Genomic DNA, 21,353 nt, shown 5'->3' on the forward strand with positions numbered 1-21,353 from the left:
GACAACGCCCTGTTGCAGCGCCGCTGGATCGCGCTACACTTCCAGAACAAGAACAATGCACTCTGAATTGATCCTGGGAGGATACGAATGACTGCGATCACGCGCCGCAACATGCTTGCGGGAACGGCAGCAGCAGGCGCGCTGGCGCTCACCGGCCAGCCGGCTTGGTCGGAGCCGCAGTGGAAGAAATATGCCGGCACCAAGCTCGAGGTGATCCTGGCCAAGGGGCCGCGCGGCGACAATCTGCAGAAGAACATCAAGGAATTCACCGCGCTGACCGGCATCGAGGTGGAATCCGAGCAGGTCCCCGAGCAGCAGCAGCGGCAGAAGGTGGTGATCGAGCTGTCGTCGGGCAAGCCGAGCTTCGACGTGGTGCATCTCAGCTATCACGTGCAGAAGCGGCAGTTCGAGAAGGCCGGCTGGCTCACCGACATCACCGACTTCATGAAGGATCCGAACCTGACGGCGCCGGACCTCATGGCGAGCGATTTCTCCGCCGCCGGCCGCACTTACGCCAGCAACGACAAGGGCCGCATGTTCTCGCTGCCGTGGTCGGTCGACTACTTCATCCTCTACTACAACAAGGAGCTGTTCGCGAAGAAGGGCGTCGAGGTGCCGAAGACGCTCGACGAAATGGTCACGGCGGCGCAGAAGCTCACCGATCCCAAGGACGGCACCTTCGGCTTCGTCGGCCGCGGCCTGCGCAACGCCAACATGACGTTGTGGACGAACTTCTTCCTCAACTATGGCGGCGAGTTCCTCGACGCCAAGGGCAACATCCTGACCGACGGTCCCGAGGCCGTCGAGGCCACCAAGATGTACCAGAAGCTGCTGACGACCTACGCGCCGCCCGGCGTGGCCGGCTTCAACTGGATGGAGTCGATGGCTTCGTTCACGCAAGGCCGCTCGGCGATGTGGATCGACGGCGTCGGCTGGGCGCCGCCGCTGGAGGACCCCAATGCCTCGCGCATCGCCGGCAAGGTCGGATACACGCTGGTGCCGTCCGGGCCGAAGGGGCAGTTCTCCGCCACCTACGGCGACGGCATCGGCATCGCCGCGGCGAGCAAGAACAAGGAGGCGGCGTGGCTGTTGTGCCAGTGGATCGTCTCCAAGGCGCAGGGTGCCCGCCTGGTACAGGCCGGCGGCGGCGTGCCGTTCCGCAACTCCGTGCTCAACGACGCCGAGGTCCAGGGCGGCGTCAAGATGCCGAAGGAATGGCTGCAGTCGGCGATCGACTCCGGCAAGATCTCGAAGCTCGGCCTGCCCGTGATCATCCCGGTCGCCGAATTCCGCGATCTCGTCGGTGCTGCGCTGACCGCCACGCTGTCGGGCGCCGATCCGGCCACCGAGCTGAAGAAGGCCCACGAGCAGTTCCGCCCGATCCTGGAGCGCAGCGAAAAAGCGTGAGCACGATTGTCGAACAGGCTGGCGCAGCTGCGGACGCTGCTGCGCCAGAGCGTGCATTGCGGCCGCCATCCTATTGGCCGTTCGTGATTCCGGCGCTGGTCACCGTGCTGGCGGTGATCATCTTTCCCTGGCTGTTCACGATCTGGATGAGCTTCCAGGAGTGGAAGGTCGGCACGCCCACGACCTTCGTCGGGCTGTCGAACTATTTGCGGCTGCCGGCCGATCCGCGCTTCGTCGAGGCGGTCGGGCATACGCTGTCCTACACCGCGCTGTCGGTGCTGCTGCCGCTCGTGCTCGGCACCCTGGCCGCAGTCGTCTTCCATGCCCGCTTTCCCGGGCGCGGCCTGCTGCGCGCGCTGTTCATCATGCCGATGATGGCGACGCCGGTGGCGATCGCGCTGGTGTGGACGATGATGTTCCACCCGCAGCTCGGCATTCTGAACTATCTGTTGTCGCTGGTCGGGCTGCCGCCTCAGCTCTGGGTGTTCCACCCGGGCACCGTGATCCCCTCGCTGGTGCTGGTCGAGACCTGGCAATGGACGCCGCTGGTCATGCTGATCGTGCTCGGCGGCATCGCCTCGCTGCCGACCGAGCCGTATGAGAGCGCGCAGATCGACGGCGCCTCGACCTGGCAGATGTTCCGCTACATCACCCTGCCCCTGATCATGCCGTTCCTGTTCATCGCCGCGATGATCCGCGGCATCGACGCGGTGAAGAGCTTCGACATCATCTTCGCGATCACCCAAGGTGGCCCCGGCTCAGCGTCGGAGACCATCAACCTCTACCTCTACAGCGTCGCCTTCGTGTATTACGACCTCGGCTACGCCTCGGCGATCGCGGTGATCTTCTTCGCGCTGATCGTCGCGCTGACCGCGCTGCTCCTGGTGCTGCGCCGGCGCGCGCAGTGGAATGCGCTGGGGAGCGAGACATGAGCGTGAACACGATTCTCGGCCGGCTCGGGCTGGCGCTCGGCGTCTTCCTCATCGTCTCGCCGGCGATCCTGTTCTTCCTCTGGATGATCTCGCTGTCGGTCAAGCTCGAGGTCGACAACGCCGCCTATCCGCCGGTGTTCTGGCCGGAGCATTTCGCCTGGAAGAATTACACCGACGTGCTGTCGTCGAACCGCTTCTTCACCTATTTCAAGAACAGCCTGCTGGTGACCGGCGGCGCGACGGCGCTCGCCATGCTGGTCGGCGTGCCCGCCGGCTATGGCATCGCGCGGATGGCCGCGCATAAATCGGCGATCGTGATCCTGATCGCGCGCATCACGCCCGGCCTGTCCTATCTGATCCCGCTGTTCCTGCTGTTCCAGTGGCTCGGCCTGCTCGGCACGCTGTGGCCGCAGATCATCATCCACCTCGTCGTGACCGTGCCGATCGTGATCTGGATCATGATCGGCTATTTCGAGACGACGCCGATCGAGCTCGAGGAGGCCGCGCGCATCGACGGCGCGACGCGCTGGCAGGTCTTCCGCCACGTGGCATTGCCGGTGGCCAAGCCCGGCCTCGCGGTGGCCTTCATCCTCGCGGTCATCTTCTCGTGGAACAATTTCGTCTTCGGCATCGTGCTGGCCGGCCGTGAGACACGCACGCTGCCGGTTGCGGTCTACAACATGATCTCGTTCGACCAGTTGAGCTGGGGCCCGCTCGCCGCGGCGGCGCTGATCGTGACGCTGCCGGTGCTGCTGCTGACAGTGTTTGCGCAGCAGCAGATCGTGGCCGGCTTGACCGCGGGTGCCGTGAAAGGCGGCTGACGCCGAGGCGATTTCGGCGTTTTGTTCGGTATAATGCATTCCAGTATAACCTGCGGCGGAATGCCAGATTTGCCTTGGTCAAGCCACAGTCTGCCCCTTGGTTACCTGCATGGAACCGGGATTCGCCTCCGTCGCAAAAGCGGGCCAGCAACCGCTTGAAACGGTTCCATCTCGTGTCCGTGCCGGCTTCGTCTCAGCCGAATTCCACTACACCGCACGATCGCCCGGCCCGGATTGGTGCCCGGCCGGGTTCGTCGTGCACCCCTGTCACCGGCTGAACGCCCGACCGACGAAGGCTTCATGACGTCCGATCGCGATCCCTCCGCGCCCGACCGCATGACTGCCGTGTTGCAGACGGAGCTGCTCGACTCGCCGCCGGAGCCGGGCTTCGACCGCGTCACGCGGCTCACGTCGCGGCTGCTGCAGGCGCCGGCCTCGATCATTGCGCTGGTCGATCGCGACCGGCAATTCTTCAAGAGCTCGGTCGGGCTGTGCGAGCCGTGGGCCTCGCTGCGCGAGACGCCGCTGAGCCATTCGTTCTGCCAGCAGGTCGTGATCACGGCCGAGCCGCTGGTCGTCAACGACGCCAACCAGCTGCCGCTGGTGCGCGACAGTCTGTCGACCGCCAGCCTCTGTGTCATTGCCTATCTCGGCGTTCCGCTGCGGCTGCCCAACGGCGAAGTCATCGGCGCACTCTGCGCGATCGACTACGTGCCTCGGACCTGGACCGACGACGACATCGCCCAGCTCACCGAGCTGAGCGAGATCGTGATGGACGAGATCGCGCTGCGCACCGAGAACGCCCGGCGGCGCACGATCGAGCAGCACCAGCGCGTGCTGGTTCACGAGCTCAATCACCGCGTCAAGAACACGCTGGCGCTGGTCGACAGCGTCATCGCGCTCAGCATCCGTGCCGATGCAGGGCTCGCCGAGTTCGGCGAGGTGCTGCGCGGCCGCATCGCCGCGCTGACCCGCAGCCACGCGCTGGCGCTGGATCGCGGCCGCGAGGCGATCGCGCTCGACGAGCTGGTCCGTGCCGAGCTGGCGCCGCTGCAACCCGACCGTGTCGCCGTCGACGGCCCCGCTGTGCAGCTCGCGCCGGGCGTCGCGCTGTATCTCTCGATGGGCCTGCACGAGCTCGTCACCAACGCGGTGAAATACGGCGCGCTGTCGACCGATGACGGCCGGGTGGCGCTGAGCTGGAGCCATGCTGACGACCGACTGCGGCTGTCCTGGCACGAGAACGGCGGCCCGCCGGTCACGCCCCCGACGCGCAACGGCTTCGGCTCGCTGCTGTTCGAGCGCATCCTCGGCGCAGCGCTGAAGGGCGAGGTAACGCGCGACTTCGCCACCGACGGCCTCAAGGTGGGGTTCGACCTGCCGGTGGCGTCGTGACGGATCTCAGCCGCGCTGGCCGCGTCGGCGGGTCAAGGTGATCTCGGCGAGGATCGACATCGCGATCTCCTCCGGCGTGATGGCGCCGAGATCGAGCCCGGCGGGCGCTTTCACTTGGTCCAGCAGCGCCGCGTCGATGCCGTCCTTGATGAGCTTCTCGCGCAGGCTGTCCATCTTGCGGCGGCTGCCGACGAAGGCGTGATAGGCGGCGTCGCATGACAGCGCCGCGCGCAATGCCGCTTCGTCGCCTTTGCCTTGCGTGGACACCACGATGAAGCGGCGGCCACCGGCGAGGTCGTCCAGCGAGAAGCCGTCGACGACGCGATCCGCCTCCGGCGTGCCGACGACATCGGCCAGGGGGGCGGCGAGCGTCACGTGATAGCCGAGCGGGCGCGCCTGCGCAGCAAGGGCAAGCGCCACCGGACTCGCGCCGAGGATCACCAGCGAGGGATGCGGCAGCACCGGCTCGACGAAGATGTCCATCGTGCCCTTGCTCGGGCACATGTTGGCGGCGAAGCGCACGCCCTCCTTGGTCTCGCCTGGACTGACGCCGAGCTCGGCGAGCAGATTGTCCGGCTGCACCGAGACCATGCGCGGCACGCCGTCGCCGAGCGCCTCGCGTGCGGCTTTCAACACCGCACCACGCGCGCAGCCGCCGCCGATCCAACCGGCGACGATGGTGCCGTCGGGACGGATGATCGCCTTGGCGCCGGCCTTGGCCGCCGTCACCGACACGGTGCGGACCACGGTGGCGAGCACGAAGCTCTCGTCCCTGGCCTTGAGCTGCGCGGCGAGATCGAGCAATTCGACGGACGCGGTCATCGGCTGATCCCCCTTTGCGGCATCACCATCATAGCCTCGCCAGATACGGCTCGAGCGCCGCGAGCGAGCTCAGAGTATGCGCGGGCGCATAGAGATCGACATGCGGCAGTGCCGCCTTGATGCCGCGCGCCTCCGGCGCGTAGCCGTCCCAGCCGAGCATCGGGTTGAGCCAGACGATACGGCGGCAGCGGCGCGACAGCTGCGCCATCTCGCGGCCAAGCAGCGTGGGATCGCCGGTGTCGTAGCCGTCGGAGACGATCATCACGCAGGTCCGCGAATGAATGACGCGCGCGGCGTGCCAGCGGTTGAAGGTCTGCAGGCTCTCGCCGATCCGCGTGCCGCCACCGGCCCCCTGCGCCATCATCGAGAGCCGGTCGAGCGCGCGCGCCGCGTCGCGCTCCTTCATCGCGTCGGAGACGTAGGCGAGCCGGGTGTGAAACAGGAACGCCTCGGCCTCGCAGAATGCGTCGAGCACGCCGTGAATGAAGCGCAGGAACACCGCGGTGTAGGCGCTCATCGAGCCCGACGCGTCGAGCAGCACCACCAGCCGCAGCGGCTTCACCTTGCGGCGGCGATGCACCAGCGTGATCGGCACGCCGCCATGGCTGATGTTGCGGTGGATGGTACGGCGCAGGTCGAGACGCTCGCCCTTGCGCCTGATCTGATCACGCCGCGTCAACCGCGTCCGCATCGCTTTCGCCAGCCGCGCTGCCGCCTCATGCGCCAGCGCGACCTGGTCGGGATCGGCGAGCTTGCGAAAGTCGGTCTCGCCGACCGATTCCACGCGCGAGGCGCCCTCGCGTACGCCCTCGCCGCCGGCATCGCCTGGCCTCCCGTCGGAGATGATTTGATCGGTCGCCCCCTGCGGACCGCGCTGGCCAGCGCCCGCGTCCTGCAGGCTCTTCAGCGACGGGCTGTTGGCGGCCGGCGCAGCGCCGGAGACGAGTGAGCGCGAGCGCACGCGCTTGCCGAGCCAGAACGCATCGAACAATCCGTCGAAGCGGTCCCACTCGCTCTTGCGCGCGGAGAACAGATGCTTGAACGCCGAGCGCAGCAGGCCGGGCGTGCCGGCATAGCCGGCGGCCATCACTGCGGCGGCGTCCTGCCCTTCCGGCAGGCCGATCGCAAAGCCGTTGTCGCGCAGCGTGCGCAGGAAGGCGCCGAGCCGGCCGGCCACGAGCTGCGCCGCCGCATTCAGATCCTCATGGTCGGGCGTGGCGCCACAGCAGCTCATGCGACCTTCCCCAGCAATCGCGCCGCGACCTCGCGCGTGATCCGCGAGCGGTCCTCGTGGGTCTTGAGCAGGCACATCAGCGTGTCATGCACGACCTCCGGCTGGTCCTTGAGATCGCGCACATCGAGCCCGACCAGCGCCGCGGCCCAGTCGAGCGTCTCGGCGACACCGGGGAGCTTGCGCAGCTCCTCCTTGCGCAGGCTTTCCACCAGCCGCGCAATCTGCAAAGCGAGCGACGCGGAGGCGCCGTCGATGCGCGCCAAGATGATGCGGGCCTCGCGGTCGACGTCGGGATAGTCGACATAGTGATACAGGCAGCGCCGGCGCAGCGCGTCCGACAGCTCGCGGGTGCCGTTGGAGGTCAGCACCACATGCGGGATGCTGGTGGCCTTGATGGTGCCGAGTTCGGGGATCGAGACCTGGAAGTCGGAGAGCAGCTCCAGCAGGAAAGCCTCGAACTCGTCGTCGGCGCGATCGATCTCGTCGATCAGCAGCACCGGCGGCGTGGTGCGGCGGATCGCCGCCAGCAGCGGCCGCTCCAGCAGATATTTTTCGGAGAAGATCTGGTCCTCGATCGTATCGGGCTGGCCACGATGCGCCTCGATCGCCAGCAGCTGGCGCTGGTAGTTCCACTCGTACAGTGCCGCGCTCTGGTCGAGGCCTTCATAGCATTGCAGGCGGATCAGCTCGGTGCCGTGCACCGCCGCCAGCGCCTTCGCGACCTCGGTCTTGCCGACGCCGGCCTCGCCCTCCAGCAGCAGCGGCCGCTTCAACAACTGCATCAGCGCAATCGCCGTCGCCAGCTCGCCATCGGCGATGTAGCCGCAGGCGGCGAGGGATTTCGCGATGTCGTCGCGGGTTGTCATCGTAACGTTTGTGCCTCTCGGGACGGCCAGCGCTTTATCGTCTTAAGGAGTACTGGTCTCTCCACACACACTTCCCGTGCGGCGGCCCCTCACCCCGACCCTCTCCCCGTGAAGAACGGGGAGAGGGAGCGCACTGCCGATGCCGTTATAGCTCGACTCTTTCTGCGTCATTGCGAGCGAAGCGAAGCAATCCAGGGGCTCGGGTGGGACTCTGGATTGCGTCGTCGCTTCGCTCCTCGCAATGACACCGGTGATATTGGCTTCGCTCGCGTCTACGCAACCGCCCCCAGTTTCTTCGCCGCCTGCCAGTTGCGCCAGAAGTCGTGGGGCATCTGGATGTGCGTCGAACCCAGGAACGCGAACGCGTCGTTGACGGCGTTGGAGAATGCCGGCACACCGCCGACATTGGGGCTTTCGCCGACGCCCTTGGCGCCGATGGGATGATGCGGCGACGGGGTGACGGTGAAGTCGGTCTCCCAATGCGGCGTCTCGACCGCGGTCGGCATGAAGAAGTCCATGAACGAGCCGGTGACGACATTGCCCTCGGCATCGTAGCGGATCTCCTGCCCCATCGCGATGGCGAAGGCCTCGGTCAGGCCGCCATGAACCTGACCCTCGATGATCATCGGGTTGATGCGGGTGCCGCAATCGTCGAGCGCGTAGAAGCGCCGGACCTTGTAGACGCCGGTATCGACATCGATGTCCATCACGCAGAGATAGGCGCCGAACGGATAGGTCATGTTGGGCGGATCGTAGTAGCTCACCGCCTCCAGCCCCGGCTCCATGCCCGGCGGCACCGAGTTGTACGCCGCCCAGCAGATGTCCTTCATCGACATCGCCTTCTCCGGCAGGCCTTTGACCCGGAAGCCGTCGATGTCCCATTCGAGATCGTCCTCGTGGACCTCGAGCTTGTAGGCCGCGATCATCTGCGCCTTGGCCTTGATCTTGCGCGCCGCCATCGCGATGGCAGCGCCAGCGACCGGCGTCGAGCGCGAGCCGTAGGTGCCGAGGCCATAGGGCGCGGTGTCGGTGTTGCCCTCCTCGACCATGATGTTGTCGGCGGGAATGCCGATCTCGCTGGCGATGATCTGCGCCCAGGTGGTCTCGTGGCCCTGGCCCTGGCTCTTGGAGCCGACGCGCGCGATGCCGGCCCCGGTCGGGTGCAGCCGGATCTCACAGGAGTCGAACATCGCGATGCCCAGGATGTCGCAGTTCTTCGACGGGCCGGCGCCGACGATCTCGGTGAAGAACGACACGCCGATGCCCATGATCTCCCGGGTCTCGCCGCGCTTGAACGCGGCGCGCTTCTCGGCCTGCTCCTTGCGGAGACCCGCGTAGTCCACGCGCTCCATCATCTTGCGCATGGCGGTGTGGTAGTCGCCGGAATCGTATTCCCAGCCCAGTGCCGAGTGATACGGAAACTGCTCCGGCTTGACGAAGTTCTTCAGGCGAAGCTCCGCCGGATCCATGCCCAGCTTCTGCGCCAGAATGTCCATGCCGCGCTCGATGCAATAGGCCGCCTCGGTGACGCGGAACGAGCAGCGGTAGGCGACGCCGCCCGGCGCCTTGTTGGTGTAGACGCCGTCGACGGCGAGATGCGCGACCGGGAAGTCGTAGGAGCCGGTCACGATGTTGAAGAAGCCGGCCGGCCATTTCGACGGATCGGCGCAGGCATCGAAGCCGCCGTGGTCGGCCAGCACGTGCACGCGCAGGCCGGTGACCTTGCCGTCCTTGGTCGCCGCGATCTCGGTCGTCATGTGATAGTCGCGGGCGAACGACGTGGCCGTGAGGTTCTCGATGCGGTCCTCGACCCATTTCACCGGCTTGCCGGTGACGATGGAAGCGACGGCGGCGCAGATGTAGCCGGGATAGGCGCCGACCTTGTTGCCGAAGCCGCCGCCGATGTCCGGCGCGATGACGTGGATCTTCTGCTCCGGCAGTTTTGCGATCAGCGACACCACGGTGCGGATCACATGCGGCGCCTGGAAGGTGCCCCAGATCGTCAGCTCACCCTTGATCTTGTCGAACGAGCAGACGCACTGGCAGGTCTCGAGCGGCGACGGGTGGGTGCGGTGATAGGAGATCATCTCCTTGATCGTCACATCCGCCTTCTTGAAGGCCGCGTCGGTCAGCTCCTTGTCGCCGACGGTCCATTCGAAGATGTGGTTGTGGTGCTTGCGCGGGCCGTGCGCGCCGGAGGTCTTGCCGGCGAGATCCTCGCGCAGCACGGGCGCATCCGGGTCCATCGCCTTGAACGGATCGACCAGCACCGGCAGGGCCTCGTACTCGACCACAACCTTGGCGACGCCGTCATCGGCGGCGTAGCGGTCGGTGGCGACGACGAACGCGACCTCCTGGTTCTGGAACAGCACCTTGCCGTCGGCGAGCACCATCTGCACGTCGCCGGCGAGCGTCGGCATCCAGGCAAGGTTGACGGTCTTCAGCGTCTCCGCGGTGATCACGGCCAGCACGCCCGGCACCTTCAGCGCTTCCTCGGTATGGATCGCCTTGACGCGCGCATGCGCATGCGGCGAGCGCACGAAATCGCCATGCAGCATGCCCGGCAGCTTGACGTCGTCGACGTAGTTGCCGCGGCCTTGCGTGAATCGGATGTCCTCGACGCGCTTGCGCCGGCAGCCCATGCCTTCGAGGGCGGCTTCGCGTTGTTCCCGCGTGGGAGTGAGGTCATTCATTCCGCGGCCTCCTGGAATTCAACGCCATTGATCTTGGCGGCGGCGTATTGGATCGCCTTGACGATGTTCTGATAGCCGGTGCAGCGGCAGATGTTGCCGGAGATGCCGGCGCGGATCTCGGCCTCGGTCGGTGACGGATTCTCCTTCAGTAGCCGATGCGCGCGAAGAATCATGCCGGGGGTGCAGAAGCCGCATTGCAGGCCGTGCATCATGCGGAAGCCTTCCTGCAGCGGCGACAAGGTGCCGTCGGCATTGGCCATGCCCTCGATCGTGGTGATCTCGGCGCCATTGGCCTGCACCGCGAGCATGGTGCAGCTCTTCACGCTCATGCCGTCGATATCGACGGTGCAGGCGCCGCAATGGCTGGTCTCGCAGCCGATATGCGTGCCCGTGAGCTGCGCCTGCTCGCGCAGGAAGTGGACCAGAAGCGTGCGCGGCTCGGCGAGGCCCTCGACCTCGCTGCCGTTCACCTTCATCGTGATGTGTGTTTTGGGCATTCGGTGCTCCCTGAGAGTTCTTTGATCTTTTTGCCGGGCAGTCAGCCGCGATCTCGGTGCGCTCCCTCGCCCCGTTCTTCACGGGGAGAGGGTTGGGGTGAGGGGCAGACGCACGGGTGGTGTAATTGGATAGACCTGTACCCCCTCACCCGGATTGCATCTATCGATGCAATCCGACCTCTCCCCGCAAGCGGGGCGAGGTGCACCGCGTGCGCGGCAACGGTATCGGTTCACAACTACTTCGCTTTCGCTGCCGCGCGCTGCAGGGCGCGCATCACCATGATGCCGCCGACATGGGTGCGGTATTCGGCCGGGCCGCGCGCGTCCGACGCCGGCTGCATGATCGCGCGCGCCGCCGTCGCGGCGGCCTTCAGGGCCGCATCATCCAGCGTCATGCCGATCACGGCTTTTGCTGCATCCGTCGCCAGCAGCGGCGTCTCGTGCAGGTTGGTGAGCGCGATCACGCAGCTCGCAACCTTGCCGCCCGCCATCGTCAGCACGACGCCGGCAGCCGCCGTCGCATAATCGCCCACCTTGCGCTTCAGCTTCTCATAGGCGTAGCCGTGCCCTGCGGGCGGGACGGGAATGCTGATTCCGGTCAGGATCTCGCCCGGCTCCAGCGCGGTGAAATAGGCGCCCTGATAGAACTCCCGCGCCGCAACCTCGCGCGCACCGTTCGGCCCTTCCAAGCGATAGCTCGCGTCCAGCGCCAGCATCAGCGCCGGCATGTCGTTGCCGGGATCGCCATTGGCGACGTTGCCGCCCAGCGTGCCGCGGTAGCGCACCTGCGGATCGGCGATCAGCAGCGCAGCCTCGTGCAGGATCGGGAGGCTGGTTCCGATGTCGGCGGACGCCAGCAGCTCGGCCTGGGTCGTCATCGCGCCGATCACGATGCGGTCGCCATCACGGCAGATGCCCTTGAGGCCGGCGATGCCGTGCAGGTCGACCAGATGCGCCGGGGTCGCCAACCGCAGCTTCATCATCGGCAGCAGGCTGTGGCCGCCGGCGAGCGGACGCGCCTCATCGCCGAGATCGGCGAGCAGCTTGATCGCATCGCCGACGCTCGCGGGACGGTGATAGTCGAACGGACCAGGAATCATGTCGTTTCCCCTCCTCTGCCTGGCGTGCCTTGTCGGCTTGGCCGTTTGCGCTGCTGCGGCGGACTTCATGCTGCGTGAGCGAAGTGCGCGCGGTCGCATCGCGGTTGGCGGTGAGCGTCGATCGGGATCGCCAGTTGCGCAACGAACCGGGCACGGAGAGCGGCGAATTCGCACGAACTGCGGTCGACCGCGCACGAATTGCGTCAGCGAGCGCGACCCATCGCGCCCGGCCGCGGCGTACCGGGATGGTCCAAGCTTGAGGTCGGTTTCCTCCCCACCGGCATGCCCGGGCATGTCGCGGCCATCAAAATCGTTCGGCATCCTTGGATAGACGTGGATGCCTGGGACACGTCCGGGCATGACGATGTGAAGACAGGATGATTTGAAGTTCAAAGCGGCAATGCGAGCGCGCTGAACTGGATCATGGGCGAGAGTCGGCGACGCATCTGTGCGATGCAAAAACCATTGCGCGCAGGATTTGGGTTCGCGGCTACGAACGGATCAGGCCGGCCGCCGCAGCCCGAGGCGCGCCTTGACCTCGGCGACCTTGGCGCGGCTGACCGGCACGCGCGGCTTGGAGGGACCGTCGAGCTCGATGATGGCGCCCTCGCCCTCCTTGCCGACGAAGGTGACGTGCTCGATCGCCACGATGTGGCTGCGATGCACGCGGATGAAGCGGCCGGGATCGAGCTGCGCCTCGGCCTCGGAGATCGACCACGGGCACATCCGCTCGCGGGTGCCGTCATGCACCCTTGTATAATGGGCATCGGCGCGCAGGCTGCGGACGTCGCCGGCGTCGATGAAGTGGGTTCCATTGGCGCCCTCGATCGGCAGCCGCGCCGCGGTCACCCGCGGCGGCTGGCCGATGCCGCCGAGCGGCGCAGCGATGACCCGGTTCGGCAGAACGGCCTCGACCGGCGGCTCGGCAGTCGCGGGGACCGCGGGCGGCTCCGGTGCGAGCTGCGGCGCCGCGTCGGCGACCACGGGTGCCGGTTGGGGCTGACGGCGGTCCGGAACCAGCGACAACAGGAAGCCGGCGGCAATCACGAAGCACAGCACGGCGACGACGATCGCCAGCGCTTGCGGCGACGCGGCCAGGCCGATGGCCGCATGGCGATGCCCCTCGCCCTGCGGCTCGACATGCATGCCGAGCATCGCCGTATAGTGCATGCCAGAAACAGCAATGCCGAACGCGACCGCACTGATGGCGAGCCGCAATCCATCCTGCCGCGCCAGGAAAATGCGCAGGCCGCCATAAGCGGCGACGATCGCGATGCCGACCGACAGCGCCACGAGCGGCGGATCATGCGTCAATCCAAAACTGCCCGCGAGCCCGTGCATGCCGACATAATGCATGCTGGCGATGCCGGCCCCGAGCAGCAGCGCCGAGGGGATGACGCGCCGGGGCGAAGGATCTCCGATGCTGACGAAGAACAGCGAGATGCCGACGACGAGCGCGCAGATCAGGAACGAGATGATGGTCGGCAGCACCAGATAGACGGCATCGGCGGGCAATGGCGCGGCCATCATGCCCACGAAATGCATCGTCCAGATGCCTACCGCCAGGATCGCCGCCGCGCCGGACAGCAGCACACGCGGATTCGCTCCCGGCCCGCTGCGGATGCGCGCCGTCAGACTGAATCCGGTATAGCCACCCAGGCTCGCGATCACGACCGAGAGCGCGACGAGATAAGGATCGTATCCTTCGATCATCCTTGCCGGCCGCCCGTCGCCACGGGCCAGCCTCCTCCGGGTATTATTTTATAGACGTCGTGCGCAGAATGACAACACAAGGCGGCGAGCGTACGCGGGCGTGTTGTCGCTGGGAGAGCGATTGGAAAGTCAGGGCAATCAGCCAGATCAGCCTGTCGCTGGACGCTTGACCTTGGTTCATCCGACGACAGCAGCGCTCTATCCCACGAAGTCATGGAATGACACTGAATCCGCGGTGCGTATGACTGCGCCCTCGCCCCTTGTGGGAGAGGGCTACACAGCTAGCAGCGCCAACCTCACTCGGGTGAGGGGTCTGGTTCCACAAGCTCGACCGTCTTTGCGGAGACAGACCCCTCACCCGGCATGATCGAGCTGCGCTCGATCATGCCACCCTCTCCCACAGGGGGAGAGGGTGCACCGATTGCGTGGCTTCTGCCTCAATCAAGCGAGCATGGTTGGTCAGACGATCCCCGCCGCCACCTGGCTGCGCAGGCGCTCCAGGCTCAGCAAGGTTTCCGCGCAGGCGGTCGCCACCTCGATGCCCTTGGTCGCGAAATGCTTCCGGAAGAACTCGAAATGCGCCTGCGTTTCGTGGAATTGCTGTGGCGTCAGGACGGCGGAAAACACCGGCACCTCGGTGCGCAACTGCACGTCCATCAGCGCCTTGATCACCGTGTCGGCGACGAATTCGTGGCGGTAGATGCCGCCGTCGACGACGAGGCCGGCGGCGACGATCGCGGTGTAGCGCCGCGTCTTCGCCAGGAGCTGCGCATGCAGCGGGATCTCGAACGAGCCCGGCACCTCGAAGATGTCGACGCGGTCACGCGGGATGTGGCGCGCCTCGATCTCGTCGAGAAATGCGATCCGGCACTCGGCGACGACGTCGCGATGCCAGGCCGCCTGCACGAAGGCGACGCGCTGCGGCTTGGTGAAGCGCGGATGCGACGGGGCGGGCGGAGACGCAACCGGCGTGTCCGCTGTCGCCACAGATTCGGGAGTGGGAGCTTCGGTGGAAGTGGCTTCGATGGAGTCTTGCAACATCTGATTCATGGTTGTCCTCGTAAGACGCCAGAATCAGGGCACACGGAACGACGACGCCCCCACGCTGACATGCGCGGGGTGCCGGGACCCGTTCTCTTTCATCCGGACTGTGACCGTCGGCTTCGGAGTTGCACCGAATCTGCTGACCCTTCTCTGTTCGATGCGATCCGAAGAACAGGATTCTCCGGATTACCCCTTGCAGCGAAGGCGCTCGCGGGCTCGCGCGCTCGACCGAGAACGCTTACCGCCGGTGGGGAATTTCACCCCGCCCTGAGAACATGAGCCGCCCGGCTGGACGGCCCGAACGAACTATGCAGGGACGCTACAGCCCCGACAAGAGCTCACACCTGCGATCCACGGAGGGCGGCCATGCGCCGCGTGCCAGCGCGGCCGGCACCCATTCGGCCCGGATCGGGGGGCTGATCCGATTCCGTTTTGTTCTGGTTCGGCCATGATTCCACAGGCCGAACAGGAGTTGTGGACGAAGCGGTGTTTCGTTGTGGACGGACTCACCCCCCCGTTGCGCAGATTCCGCAAATCACATCAGTTTGTCCTCGCACGCCCGGGGTACCTCCGGGGCTGCAAGCCGGGTCTCGAAGCGCCAGGAGGGCGCGGGCCGGGTCGCCGCGTAAGTACCAACGAAATCAAGAAGACGAGGTCGAGACGGCATGTCCCTGCTCGAAAGCACTATCGATTCCGGAGATCATCCGCTGAGCGTGGTCGAGAACATCGCGTCCGACAACAACTGGATGTTCGAGCGCTCCGGCGACGATGAGATCACGATCGCCTCCAAGGGGCAGTGGACCGACTATCAGATCTCCTTCACCTGGATGGCGGAGATCGAGGCGCTGCATCTGGCCTGCGCCTTCGACATGAAGATTCCGGAAGCCCGCCGCGCCGAGGTGCAGCGGCTGATCGCCGCGATCAACGAGCAGCTGTGGCTCGGCCACTTCGACATCTGGACCCACACCGGTATGGTGATGCACCGCCAAGCGCTGGTGCTTCCTGGCGGCATCACCGCCTCAGGCCCGCAATGCGAGAGCATGCTGGCCGGCGCCATCCACGCCTGCGAGCGCTATTTCCCGGCCTTCCAGTTCGTGGTCTGGGCCGGCAAGTCGACCCAGGACGCGATGGCCGCGGCGCTGTTCGATACGGAAGGCGAGGCGTAAACCGCCTCCTCTCGTCATGCGCGGGCTTGACCCGCGCATCCATCTCACATCAAAAAGCCGCTTCTCTTGATCGATGGATGGCCGGGTCAAGCCCGGCCATGACGGGTGGTGGCTTGATGACGACCGTTTCCGAACTCCAACACACCACCGGCACCATCGTCCTTGCCGGCGCCGGCAAGATGGGCGGGGCGATGCTGACCGGCTGGCTGGCCGGCGGCCTCGATCCGGCTCGGGTGGTGGTGATCGAGCCGATGCCGTCGGCCGAGATCACGGCGCTGGTGGCCAAGGGCGTCCGGCTCAATCCGGCGCAGGCCGCGGCCGCCGAGGTCGTCATCCTCGCCGTCAAGCCGCAGATGTTCCGCGAGGCCGGGCCGGCGCTGAAGCCGTGGGTCGGCGACACGACGCTGGTGCTGTCGATCATGGCCGGGACGACGATCGCGGGCCTGCGGGACGTGGTCGGCGGCGCCGTTGTGCGCGCCATGCCCAACACGCCGGCCGCGATCGGCCGCGGCATCACCGTGGCGGTGCCCGCCGCCAATGTCAGCGCTGAGCAGCGCGCGCTGACCGATGCGCTGCTGCGCGCCACCGGCGCGGTCGAATGGGTCGATGACGAAGCGCTGATGGATGCGGTGACCGCCGTGTCCGGCTCCGGCCCCGCCTACGTGTTCCTGCTCGCCGAAGAACTCGCCCGCGCCGGCGTTGCCGCCGGCCTGCCCGAGGCGCTGGCTACGAAGCTCGCGCGCGACACCGTGTCGGGCGCCGGCGAGCTGCTGCATCGTTCGGAGCTGCCATCCGCAACGTTGCGCCAGAACGTCACCTCCCCCGGCGGCACCACCGCGGCGGCGCTGTCGGTGCTGATGGGCGCCGATGGCTTCCAGCCGCTGCTGGAGCGCGCGGTGGCCTCCGCAACGGCACGGTCGAAGGAATTGGCGAAGTAGCCGCAACGCGCTCCGCCGTCATTGCCGGGCTTGACCCGGCAATCCATCCTCTTGGCAAGAACGGCTTGATGAGATGATGGATGCGCGGGTCAAGCCCGCGCATGACGAGCGTATTTTACGCTCCGATCGCGGGTCATCCGCACCAGGCGCCGCTACGGTACCGCGAACCGCTTCTTGAACTGTTCGACATTGATCAGCCCGCGGCCGTGGCGGCCGTCGCCGATCTTTTGCTCGCCATGATAGGCCTCGACCGAGAAGCGGATGACGCGGCGCTCGACCTCGATCACCTCGGCGACGGTGCGGATGGTGGCGCCGACGGCTGCGGCCGCCAGATGACGGACGTTGACCTCGGTGCCGACCGTCACCCAGCCCGGCGGCAGCACCGGGTTGATGGCGTCGCCCGACGTCATCTCCATCTCCAGGATCATCATCGGCGTCGCATAGACCATCGGCATGTGCGGCACGAAGTGCCCGACCGTGCGCTCCGGCGGCACCACCAGCAACCGCTCGGCCCGCATCCCCGGCTTGATGATCTCACGTGCGTCCATGGTGGCTCCGAGTTCAGCTGTCGTCCCGGACAAGCTCCGACGCGCACAGCGCGGCGAAGCGCCGATCCGGGACCCATACGCCGCGGCGGTCGTAACGGGCAAAATGCCAATGACCAGCGTGCCTCAAACCGCTCCCTGGGGGTATGGGTCCCTGCGTTCGCAGGGACGACGGCGGTGGTTGTAGCTGGAGATGCGTCCATATCCACCGCTGTCGTCCCGGACAAGCTCCGGCGCGCACAGCGCGGCGGAGCGCCGATCCGGGATCCATACGCCGCGGCGGTCGTGATGGGCAGGAGGCCAATGACCAGCCTGCCTCAAACCACTCCCTGGGGGTATGGGTCCCGGCTTTCGCCGGGACGACGGCGGGCTACTTCTTCAGCTCGGCCGCGCGCTCGACGAAGGTCTTGCCGCCCTTCATCTTGTGCGCCAGCGGCGCCTCGTTGATCTGGATCACCACCGCTTCCGGATCGACGCCGAGATGCGTCACCAGCGCCTTGGTGATGTCGCGCATCATGTTGGCCTTCTGCTCGTCGGTGCGGCCGGCGGCCATGCTCACGGTGATCTCAGGCATTGGTTGCTCCCTGTTGTGACCTGGTTTGTTAGTTGTCATTGCCGGGCTTGACCCGGCAATCCATCTTCGCAAATGACCGGCCGTTGTGAAGTGATGGATGCGCGGGTCGAGCCCGCGCATGACGATCTGCCCTACCCCCAGCTCACGTCATGGCGCGCGAGCACCTCGCGGACGGCGGCGACGAGTTCGTCCTCCTTGGCGGAGACTTGCGCCGGGCGGCTCTCGCGCCATTCCTGGTTGGAGGCGATCGCAGCGGCGGCTTTCGCGCCCTCGATCAGATCCTTGATCTGCACCTCGCCGCGCGCCTTCTCGTCACTGCCCTGGATGATGACGCAGGGCGCGTTGCGGCGGTCGGCATATTTGAGCTGGTTGCCCATGTTCTTGGGATTGCCGAGATAGAGCTCGGCGCGGATGCCATGGCCGCGCAAGGTCGAAACCATCTTCTGATAGTCCGCGACGCGGTCGCGGTCGAACACGGTGACGACGACGGGCCCGAAGGCCGGCCGCGTGTCGAGCTTGCCGAGCAGGGTCAGCGCCGCCTGCAGCCGCGACACACCGATAGAGAAGCCGGTCGCCGGCACCGGCTCGCCGCGGAAGCGCGAGACCAAGCCGTCATAGCGCCCGCCGCCGCCGACCGAGCCGAACACCACCGGCTGGCCCTTCTCGTTCGGGATCGCCGCCAGCAGCTGCGCCTCGAACACCGGGCCCGTGTAGTACTCGAGGCCACGCACCACCGACGGATCGACCATGATCTGGCTGTGATAACCCGAGGCATCGACCAGGCGGGCGATTTCGACGAGCTCGTCGAGGCCATCCACGGCGAGCTTGGAGTCGGCGAAGGTCTCGCGCAGCATATCGGCGATGCGGCGCGCGATATCGTATTCGCTCTCCTTGCGATCGGCATCGCCGGCGAGGCGCTGCGCAACGTCCTTGTCGCCGGCATAGGCGAGCAGCGGCGGCGCGACCAGCGCGCGCGCATTGACGAAGGTCTCGATCTTCCTGATCTGCGTCTCGTCGAGCCCCGCGCCCTTGGTGAAGTCGCCGCTGTCGTCCTTGCGGCCCGGGCCGAGCAGCTCGCGCACGCCACGTTCGCCGAGACGGTCGAGCTTGTCGATCGCGCGCAGCACGGTCAGCCGGCGGCCAAAGTTGTCATCGCCGCCAAGGCCGATCGACTCCATCACGCCGTCGAGCACCTTGCGGTTGTTGACCTTGACCGCATAGTCGCCGCGCGCAATCCCCAGCGCCTCCATCGTATCCGCCGCCATCATGCACATCTCGGCATCGGCCGCCGGCGAGCCGGAGCCGACGGTGTCGGCGTCGAACTGCATGAACTGGCGGAAGCGGCCGGGGCCGGGCTTCTCGTTGCGGAACACGTAGCCTGCCCGATAAGAACGATACGGTTTCGGCAGCGCGTCGAAATTCTCGGCCACATAACGCGCCAGCGGCGCGGTGAGGTCGTAGCGCAGCGAGATCCACTGCTCGTCATCGTCCTGGAACGAGAATACGCCCTCGTTCGGACGGTCCTGGTCGGGCAGGAACTTGCCGAGCGCGTCGGTGTATTCGAACGCCGGCGTCTCCACCGGCTCGAAGCCGTAGCGCTCATAGACGGCGCGGATCTTCTCGACCATTTCGCGCGTGGCGGCGATCGCTGCGGGACCGCGATCCTCCAGCCCGCGCGGCAGCCGCGCCTTCAGCTTCTGGGGTTTCTTGGGTTTGTCGGACATGGGGACCGGAACGTAGGGTGGGCCAAGCGCAGCGGGCCCACCATTGCTGATAAACGCCGAAGCGGTGGGCACGGCCCGCTGTCGCGGTCCTTTGCCCACCCTACGGGATGGAATGCGTTGCTGGCTTTGGTAGCAGCCGCGTCGGGGTGCGGCAACCCGCGGGGGGTGTCGTGCACCAGCTCACCCGTGACAGTGAGAGCCGAGCTCCCTCAGCCCATGCGGTGCGCCCCCCCTCCCCCCTCGAAGCGAAGCTTCGCTAGGCGGGGAGGGGTTGGGGGTGGGGGTCCACACGGGCAGTCTTTGCTGGGACCCCCACCCCCGACCCTCCCCGCAAGGGCAGGGCAATCGCATATGGCTCTCCAACGCGGCCCAAACGAAATATTGGAATCGCGAAGGCCGACGGGAGGAAATTTTCGAATCCAGACTGCTCTTTGGAAGCACGAAAAGAATCGAAAAATTCCACATGCGATTGCCCTGCCCGCAAGGGGGAGGGGAGCAGACCGTCATCGCGGCTGGGCGTGCCCAAAATCTCAGCTCAAGGGAAGCCCTGCCCTGCCCTACTTCACATCCCTGATCCAGTTATGCGGATCGGCCGCGCGGCCGTACTGGATGTCGACGAGCTGCTTGCGCAGGCCCATGGCGACCGGGCCGGCTTCGCCGCCGTTGATGAGGAGATCGCCGCTCGTCGAGCGGACCTTGCCGATCGGCGAGATCACCGCGGCGGTGCCGCAGGCGAATGCCTCCTTCAGCTTGCCGCTCGCAGCGTCGGCGCGCCACTGGTCGATCGAATACGCCTCCTCGCGCACCTCGCGGCCGGCGTCGCGGGCCAGCGCGATGATCGAATCGCGGGTGATGCCGGGCAGGATGGTGCCGAGCGGCGGCGTCGACAGCGAGCCGTCGGCGAACACGAAGAACACGTTCATGCCGCCGAGCTCCTCGACATAGCGGCGCTCGACCGCATCCAGGAACACGACCTGGTCGCAGCCGTTCGCGATCGCCTCGGCCTGCGCCTTGAGGCTCGCGGCATAGTTGCCGCCGCACTTGACGCCGCCGGTGCCGCCGATCGCGGCGCGGGTGTAGTTCTCGGAGACCCAGATCGAGACCGGCGCCGGGCCGCCCTTGAAATAGGAGCCGACCGGCGAGGCGATCACGGCGAAGATGTATTCCGCCGACGGCTTCACGCCGAGGAACACCTCGCTGGCGATCATGAAGGGCCGCAGATACAGGCTCCCCTCACCGCCTGGGATCCAGGCACGGTCGATGCGGACGAGCTGCTCGACCGCCTCGATGAAGACTTCCGGCGGCAACTGCGCCATCGCCATACGCTCGGACGAATTCCAGAACCGCTTGGCGTTGGCATCGGGGCGGAACAGGTTCACGCCGCCATCGTCGCGCTTGTAGGCCTTGAGTCCCTCGAAGATCTCCTGCGCGTAGTGCAGCACGGCCGCGGCCGGATCGAGCGGGAAGTTGGCGCGGGATTCGACCCGTGCGCTGTGCCAGCCCTTGTCCTGGCTGTACTGGACCACGGCCATGTGATCGGTGAACACCCGGCCGAAGCCGGGATTGGCGAGCTTGGCCGCGCGCTCCTGGTCGGAGGTCGGGTTCGTCGAAGGCCTGATGTCGAATGTCAAAGTCATGTCCTTGTTTCCCCCGCTCTGGTCGCCTGCGCGAGTTCTGACGCCGACCCGTCCATCCGGGGCCAGTCGGCTTTTTGATTTTCGGACCTGCCCGGCCGGTCTCAGGGCCGGTCGACGGGCAAGCATGCCACCACAGGACATGCTTTTGCGCCCCGCGGAAGTCCAGTATGGTTTGCCGAAATGCCGCTCGACATCACACGGTTGTTCGATGCGTGGCCCAAGCTGCCCGTTCGGGTTGCTCACGG

The 21,353-nt window shown here is 66.6% G+C and carries 18 protein-coding genes and 1 riboswitch; of the genes, 6 read left to right on the forward strand and 12 right to left on the reverse strand.

The features are described 5' to 3' along the window. Positions 1-87 precede the first annotated feature (87 nt). The 4 genes from ACQR07_RS28220 (at position 88) to ACQR07_RS28235 (ending at position 4,555) form a co-directional block, all read left to right on the forward strand. A complete protein-coding gene (locus ACQR07_RS28220) occupies positions 88-1,407 on the forward strand; it encodes an ABC transporter substrate-binding protein (RefSeq protein ID WP_434905359.1) in 1,320 nt (439 codons plus the stop codon). Further along, positions 1,404-2,339: a carbohydrate ABC transporter permease gene (locus tag ACQR07_RS28225; RefSeq protein ID WP_434905360.1), complete on the forward strand. Its 936-nt coding sequence runs from the start codon at positions 1,404-1,406 to the stop codon at positions 2,337-2,339. Before ACQR07_RS28220 ends, ACQR07_RS28225 begins: the two co-directional genes overlap by 4 nt. Beyond that, positions 2,336-3,160, forward strand: a complete 825-nt coding sequence (locus ACQR07_RS28230; protein ID WP_434869423.1) for a carbohydrate ABC transporter permease — start codon at positions 2,336-2,338, stop codon at positions 3,158-3,160. The genes ACQR07_RS28225 and ACQR07_RS28230 overlap by 4 nt, the downstream gene beginning before the upstream one ends. A 300-nt stretch (positions 3,161-3,460) precedes the next feature. Beyond that, positions 3,461-4,555: an HWE histidine kinase domain-containing protein gene (locus ACQR07_RS28235; protein ID WP_434905361.1), complete on the forward strand. Its 1,095-nt coding sequence runs from the start codon at positions 3,461-3,463 to the stop codon at positions 4,553-4,555. A 6-nt stretch (positions 4,556-4,561) separates the two neighbouring features. On the opposite strand, the gene ACQR07_RS28240 is transcribed toward ACQR07_RS28235, so the two are convergent. The 8 genes from ACQR07_RS28240 to ACQR07_RS28275 all read right to left on the reverse strand — a co-directional run bounded on the left by ACQR07_RS28240 (position 4,562) and on the right by ACQR07_RS28275 (position 14,530). Beyond that, the gene (locus ACQR07_RS28240) at positions 4,562-5,377 is read right to left on the reverse strand and encodes an XdhC family protein (RefSeq protein ID WP_434905362.1); all 816 of its coding nucleotides are present in this window, start codon (positions 5,375-5,377) and stop codon (positions 4,562-4,564) included. 28 nt (positions 5,378-5,405) lie between these two features. Then, positions 5,406-6,611, reverse strand: coding sequence for a vWA domain-containing protein (locus tag ACQR07_RS28245; protein ID WP_434905363.1), 1,206 nt, complete (start codon positions 6,609-6,611; stop codon positions 5,406-5,408). After that, on the reverse strand, positions 6,608-7,477 hold the full coding sequence (locus ACQR07_RS28250; protein WP_434905364.1) for an AAA family ATPase: 870 nt from the start codon (positions 7,475-7,477) through the stop codon (positions 6,608-6,610). The genes ACQR07_RS28245 and ACQR07_RS28250 overlap by 4 nt, the downstream gene beginning before the upstream one ends. 272 nt (positions 7,478-7,749) lie before the next feature. After that, positions 7,750-10,170 carry an aerobic carbon-monoxide dehydrogenase large subunit gene (locus ACQR07_RS28255; protein ID WP_434905365.1) on the reverse strand — a complete coding sequence of 807 codons (2,421 nt, stop codon included), beginning with the start codon at positions 10,168-10,170 and terminating at the stop codon, positions 7,750-7,752. After that, positions 10,167-10,667 carry a (2Fe-2S)-binding protein gene (locus ACQR07_RS28260; protein WP_434869417.1) on the reverse strand — a complete coding sequence of 167 codons (501 nt, stop codon included), beginning with the start codon at positions 10,665-10,667 and terminating at the stop codon, positions 10,167-10,169. Before ACQR07_RS28260 ends, ACQR07_RS28255 begins: the two co-directional genes overlap by 4 nt. A 236-nt stretch (positions 10,668-10,903) precedes the next feature. Next, a complete protein-coding gene (locus ACQR07_RS28265) occupies positions 10,904-11,767 on the reverse strand; it encodes an FAD binding domain-containing protein (RefSeq protein WP_434905366.1) in 864 nt (287 codons plus the stop codon). 501 nt (positions 11,768-12,268) lie between these two features. After that, complete coding sequence (locus tag ACQR07_RS28270; protein WP_434905367.1) at positions 12,269-13,480, reverse strand: MHYT domain-containing protein; 1,212 nt, start codon at positions 13,478-13,480, stop codon at positions 12,269-12,271. 459 nt (positions 13,481-13,939) lie between these two features. Further along, positions 13,940-14,530 (reverse strand): 6,7-dimethyl-8-ribityllumazine synthase, encoded by a 591-nt coding sequence (locus ACQR07_RS28275; protein WP_434905368.1) that lies wholly within the window; start codon positions 14,528-14,530, stop codon positions 13,940-13,942. A 77-nt stretch (positions 14,531-14,607) separates the two neighbouring features. Next, positions 14,608-14,803, reverse strand: a riboswitch (FMN riboswitch). A gap of 386 nt (positions 14,804-15,189) precedes the next feature. Here ACQR07_RS28275 and ACQR07_RS28280 point away from each other — a divergent pair. Both ACQR07_RS28280 and proC read left to right on the forward strand, forming a co-directional pair. Then, on the forward strand, positions 15,190-15,690 hold the full coding sequence (locus ACQR07_RS28280) for a YbjN domain-containing protein (protein ID WP_434905369.1): 501 nt from the start codon (positions 15,190-15,192) through the stop codon (positions 15,688-15,690). A 116-nt stretch (positions 15,691-15,806) separates the two neighbouring features. Then, positions 15,807-16,628 carry a pyrroline-5-carboxylate reductase gene (gene proC, locus ACQR07_RS28285; protein WP_434905370.1) on the forward strand — a complete coding sequence of 274 codons (822 nt, stop codon included), beginning with the start codon at positions 15,807-15,809 and terminating at the stop codon, positions 16,626-16,628. A 152-nt stretch (positions 16,629-16,780) separates the two neighbouring features. On the opposite strand, the gene ACQR07_RS28290 is transcribed toward proC, so the two are convergent. The 4 genes from ACQR07_RS28290 to ACQR07_RS28305 all read right to left on the reverse strand — a co-directional run bounded on the left by ACQR07_RS28290 (position 16,781) and on the right by ACQR07_RS28305 (position 21,108). Next, entirely contained in the window at positions 16,781-17,176 is a 396-nt protein-coding gene (locus tag ACQR07_RS28290) for a thioesterase family protein (protein ID WP_434905371.1), read from the reverse strand. A 367-nt stretch (positions 17,177-17,543) separates the two neighbouring features. Then, positions 17,544-17,786, reverse strand: coding sequence for a tautomerase family protein (locus tag ACQR07_RS28295; protein WP_434905372.1), 243 nt, complete (start codon positions 17,784-17,786; stop codon positions 17,544-17,546). Positions 17,787-17,878: 92 nt separating this feature from the next. Further along, the gene (gene hisS, locus ACQR07_RS28300; RefSeq protein ID WP_434905373.1) at positions 17,879-19,471 is read right to left on the reverse strand and encodes a histidine--tRNA ligase; all 1,593 of its coding nucleotides are present in this window, start codon (positions 19,469-19,471) and stop codon (positions 17,879-17,881) included. A gap of 557 nt (positions 19,472-20,028) precedes the next feature. Next, entirely contained in the window at positions 20,029-21,108 is a 1,080-nt protein-coding gene (locus ACQR07_RS28305; protein ID WP_434905374.1) for a branched-chain amino acid aminotransferase, read from the reverse strand. Between the last annotated feature and the right edge of the window lie 245 nt (positions 21,109-21,353).

The organism is Bradyrhizobium sp. HKCCYLS20291 (assembly GCF_051167715.1).
In the GTDB taxonomy this organism is placed as follows: domain Bacteria; phylum Pseudomonadota; class Alphaproteobacteria; order Rhizobiales; family Xanthobacteraceae; genus Bradyrhizobium.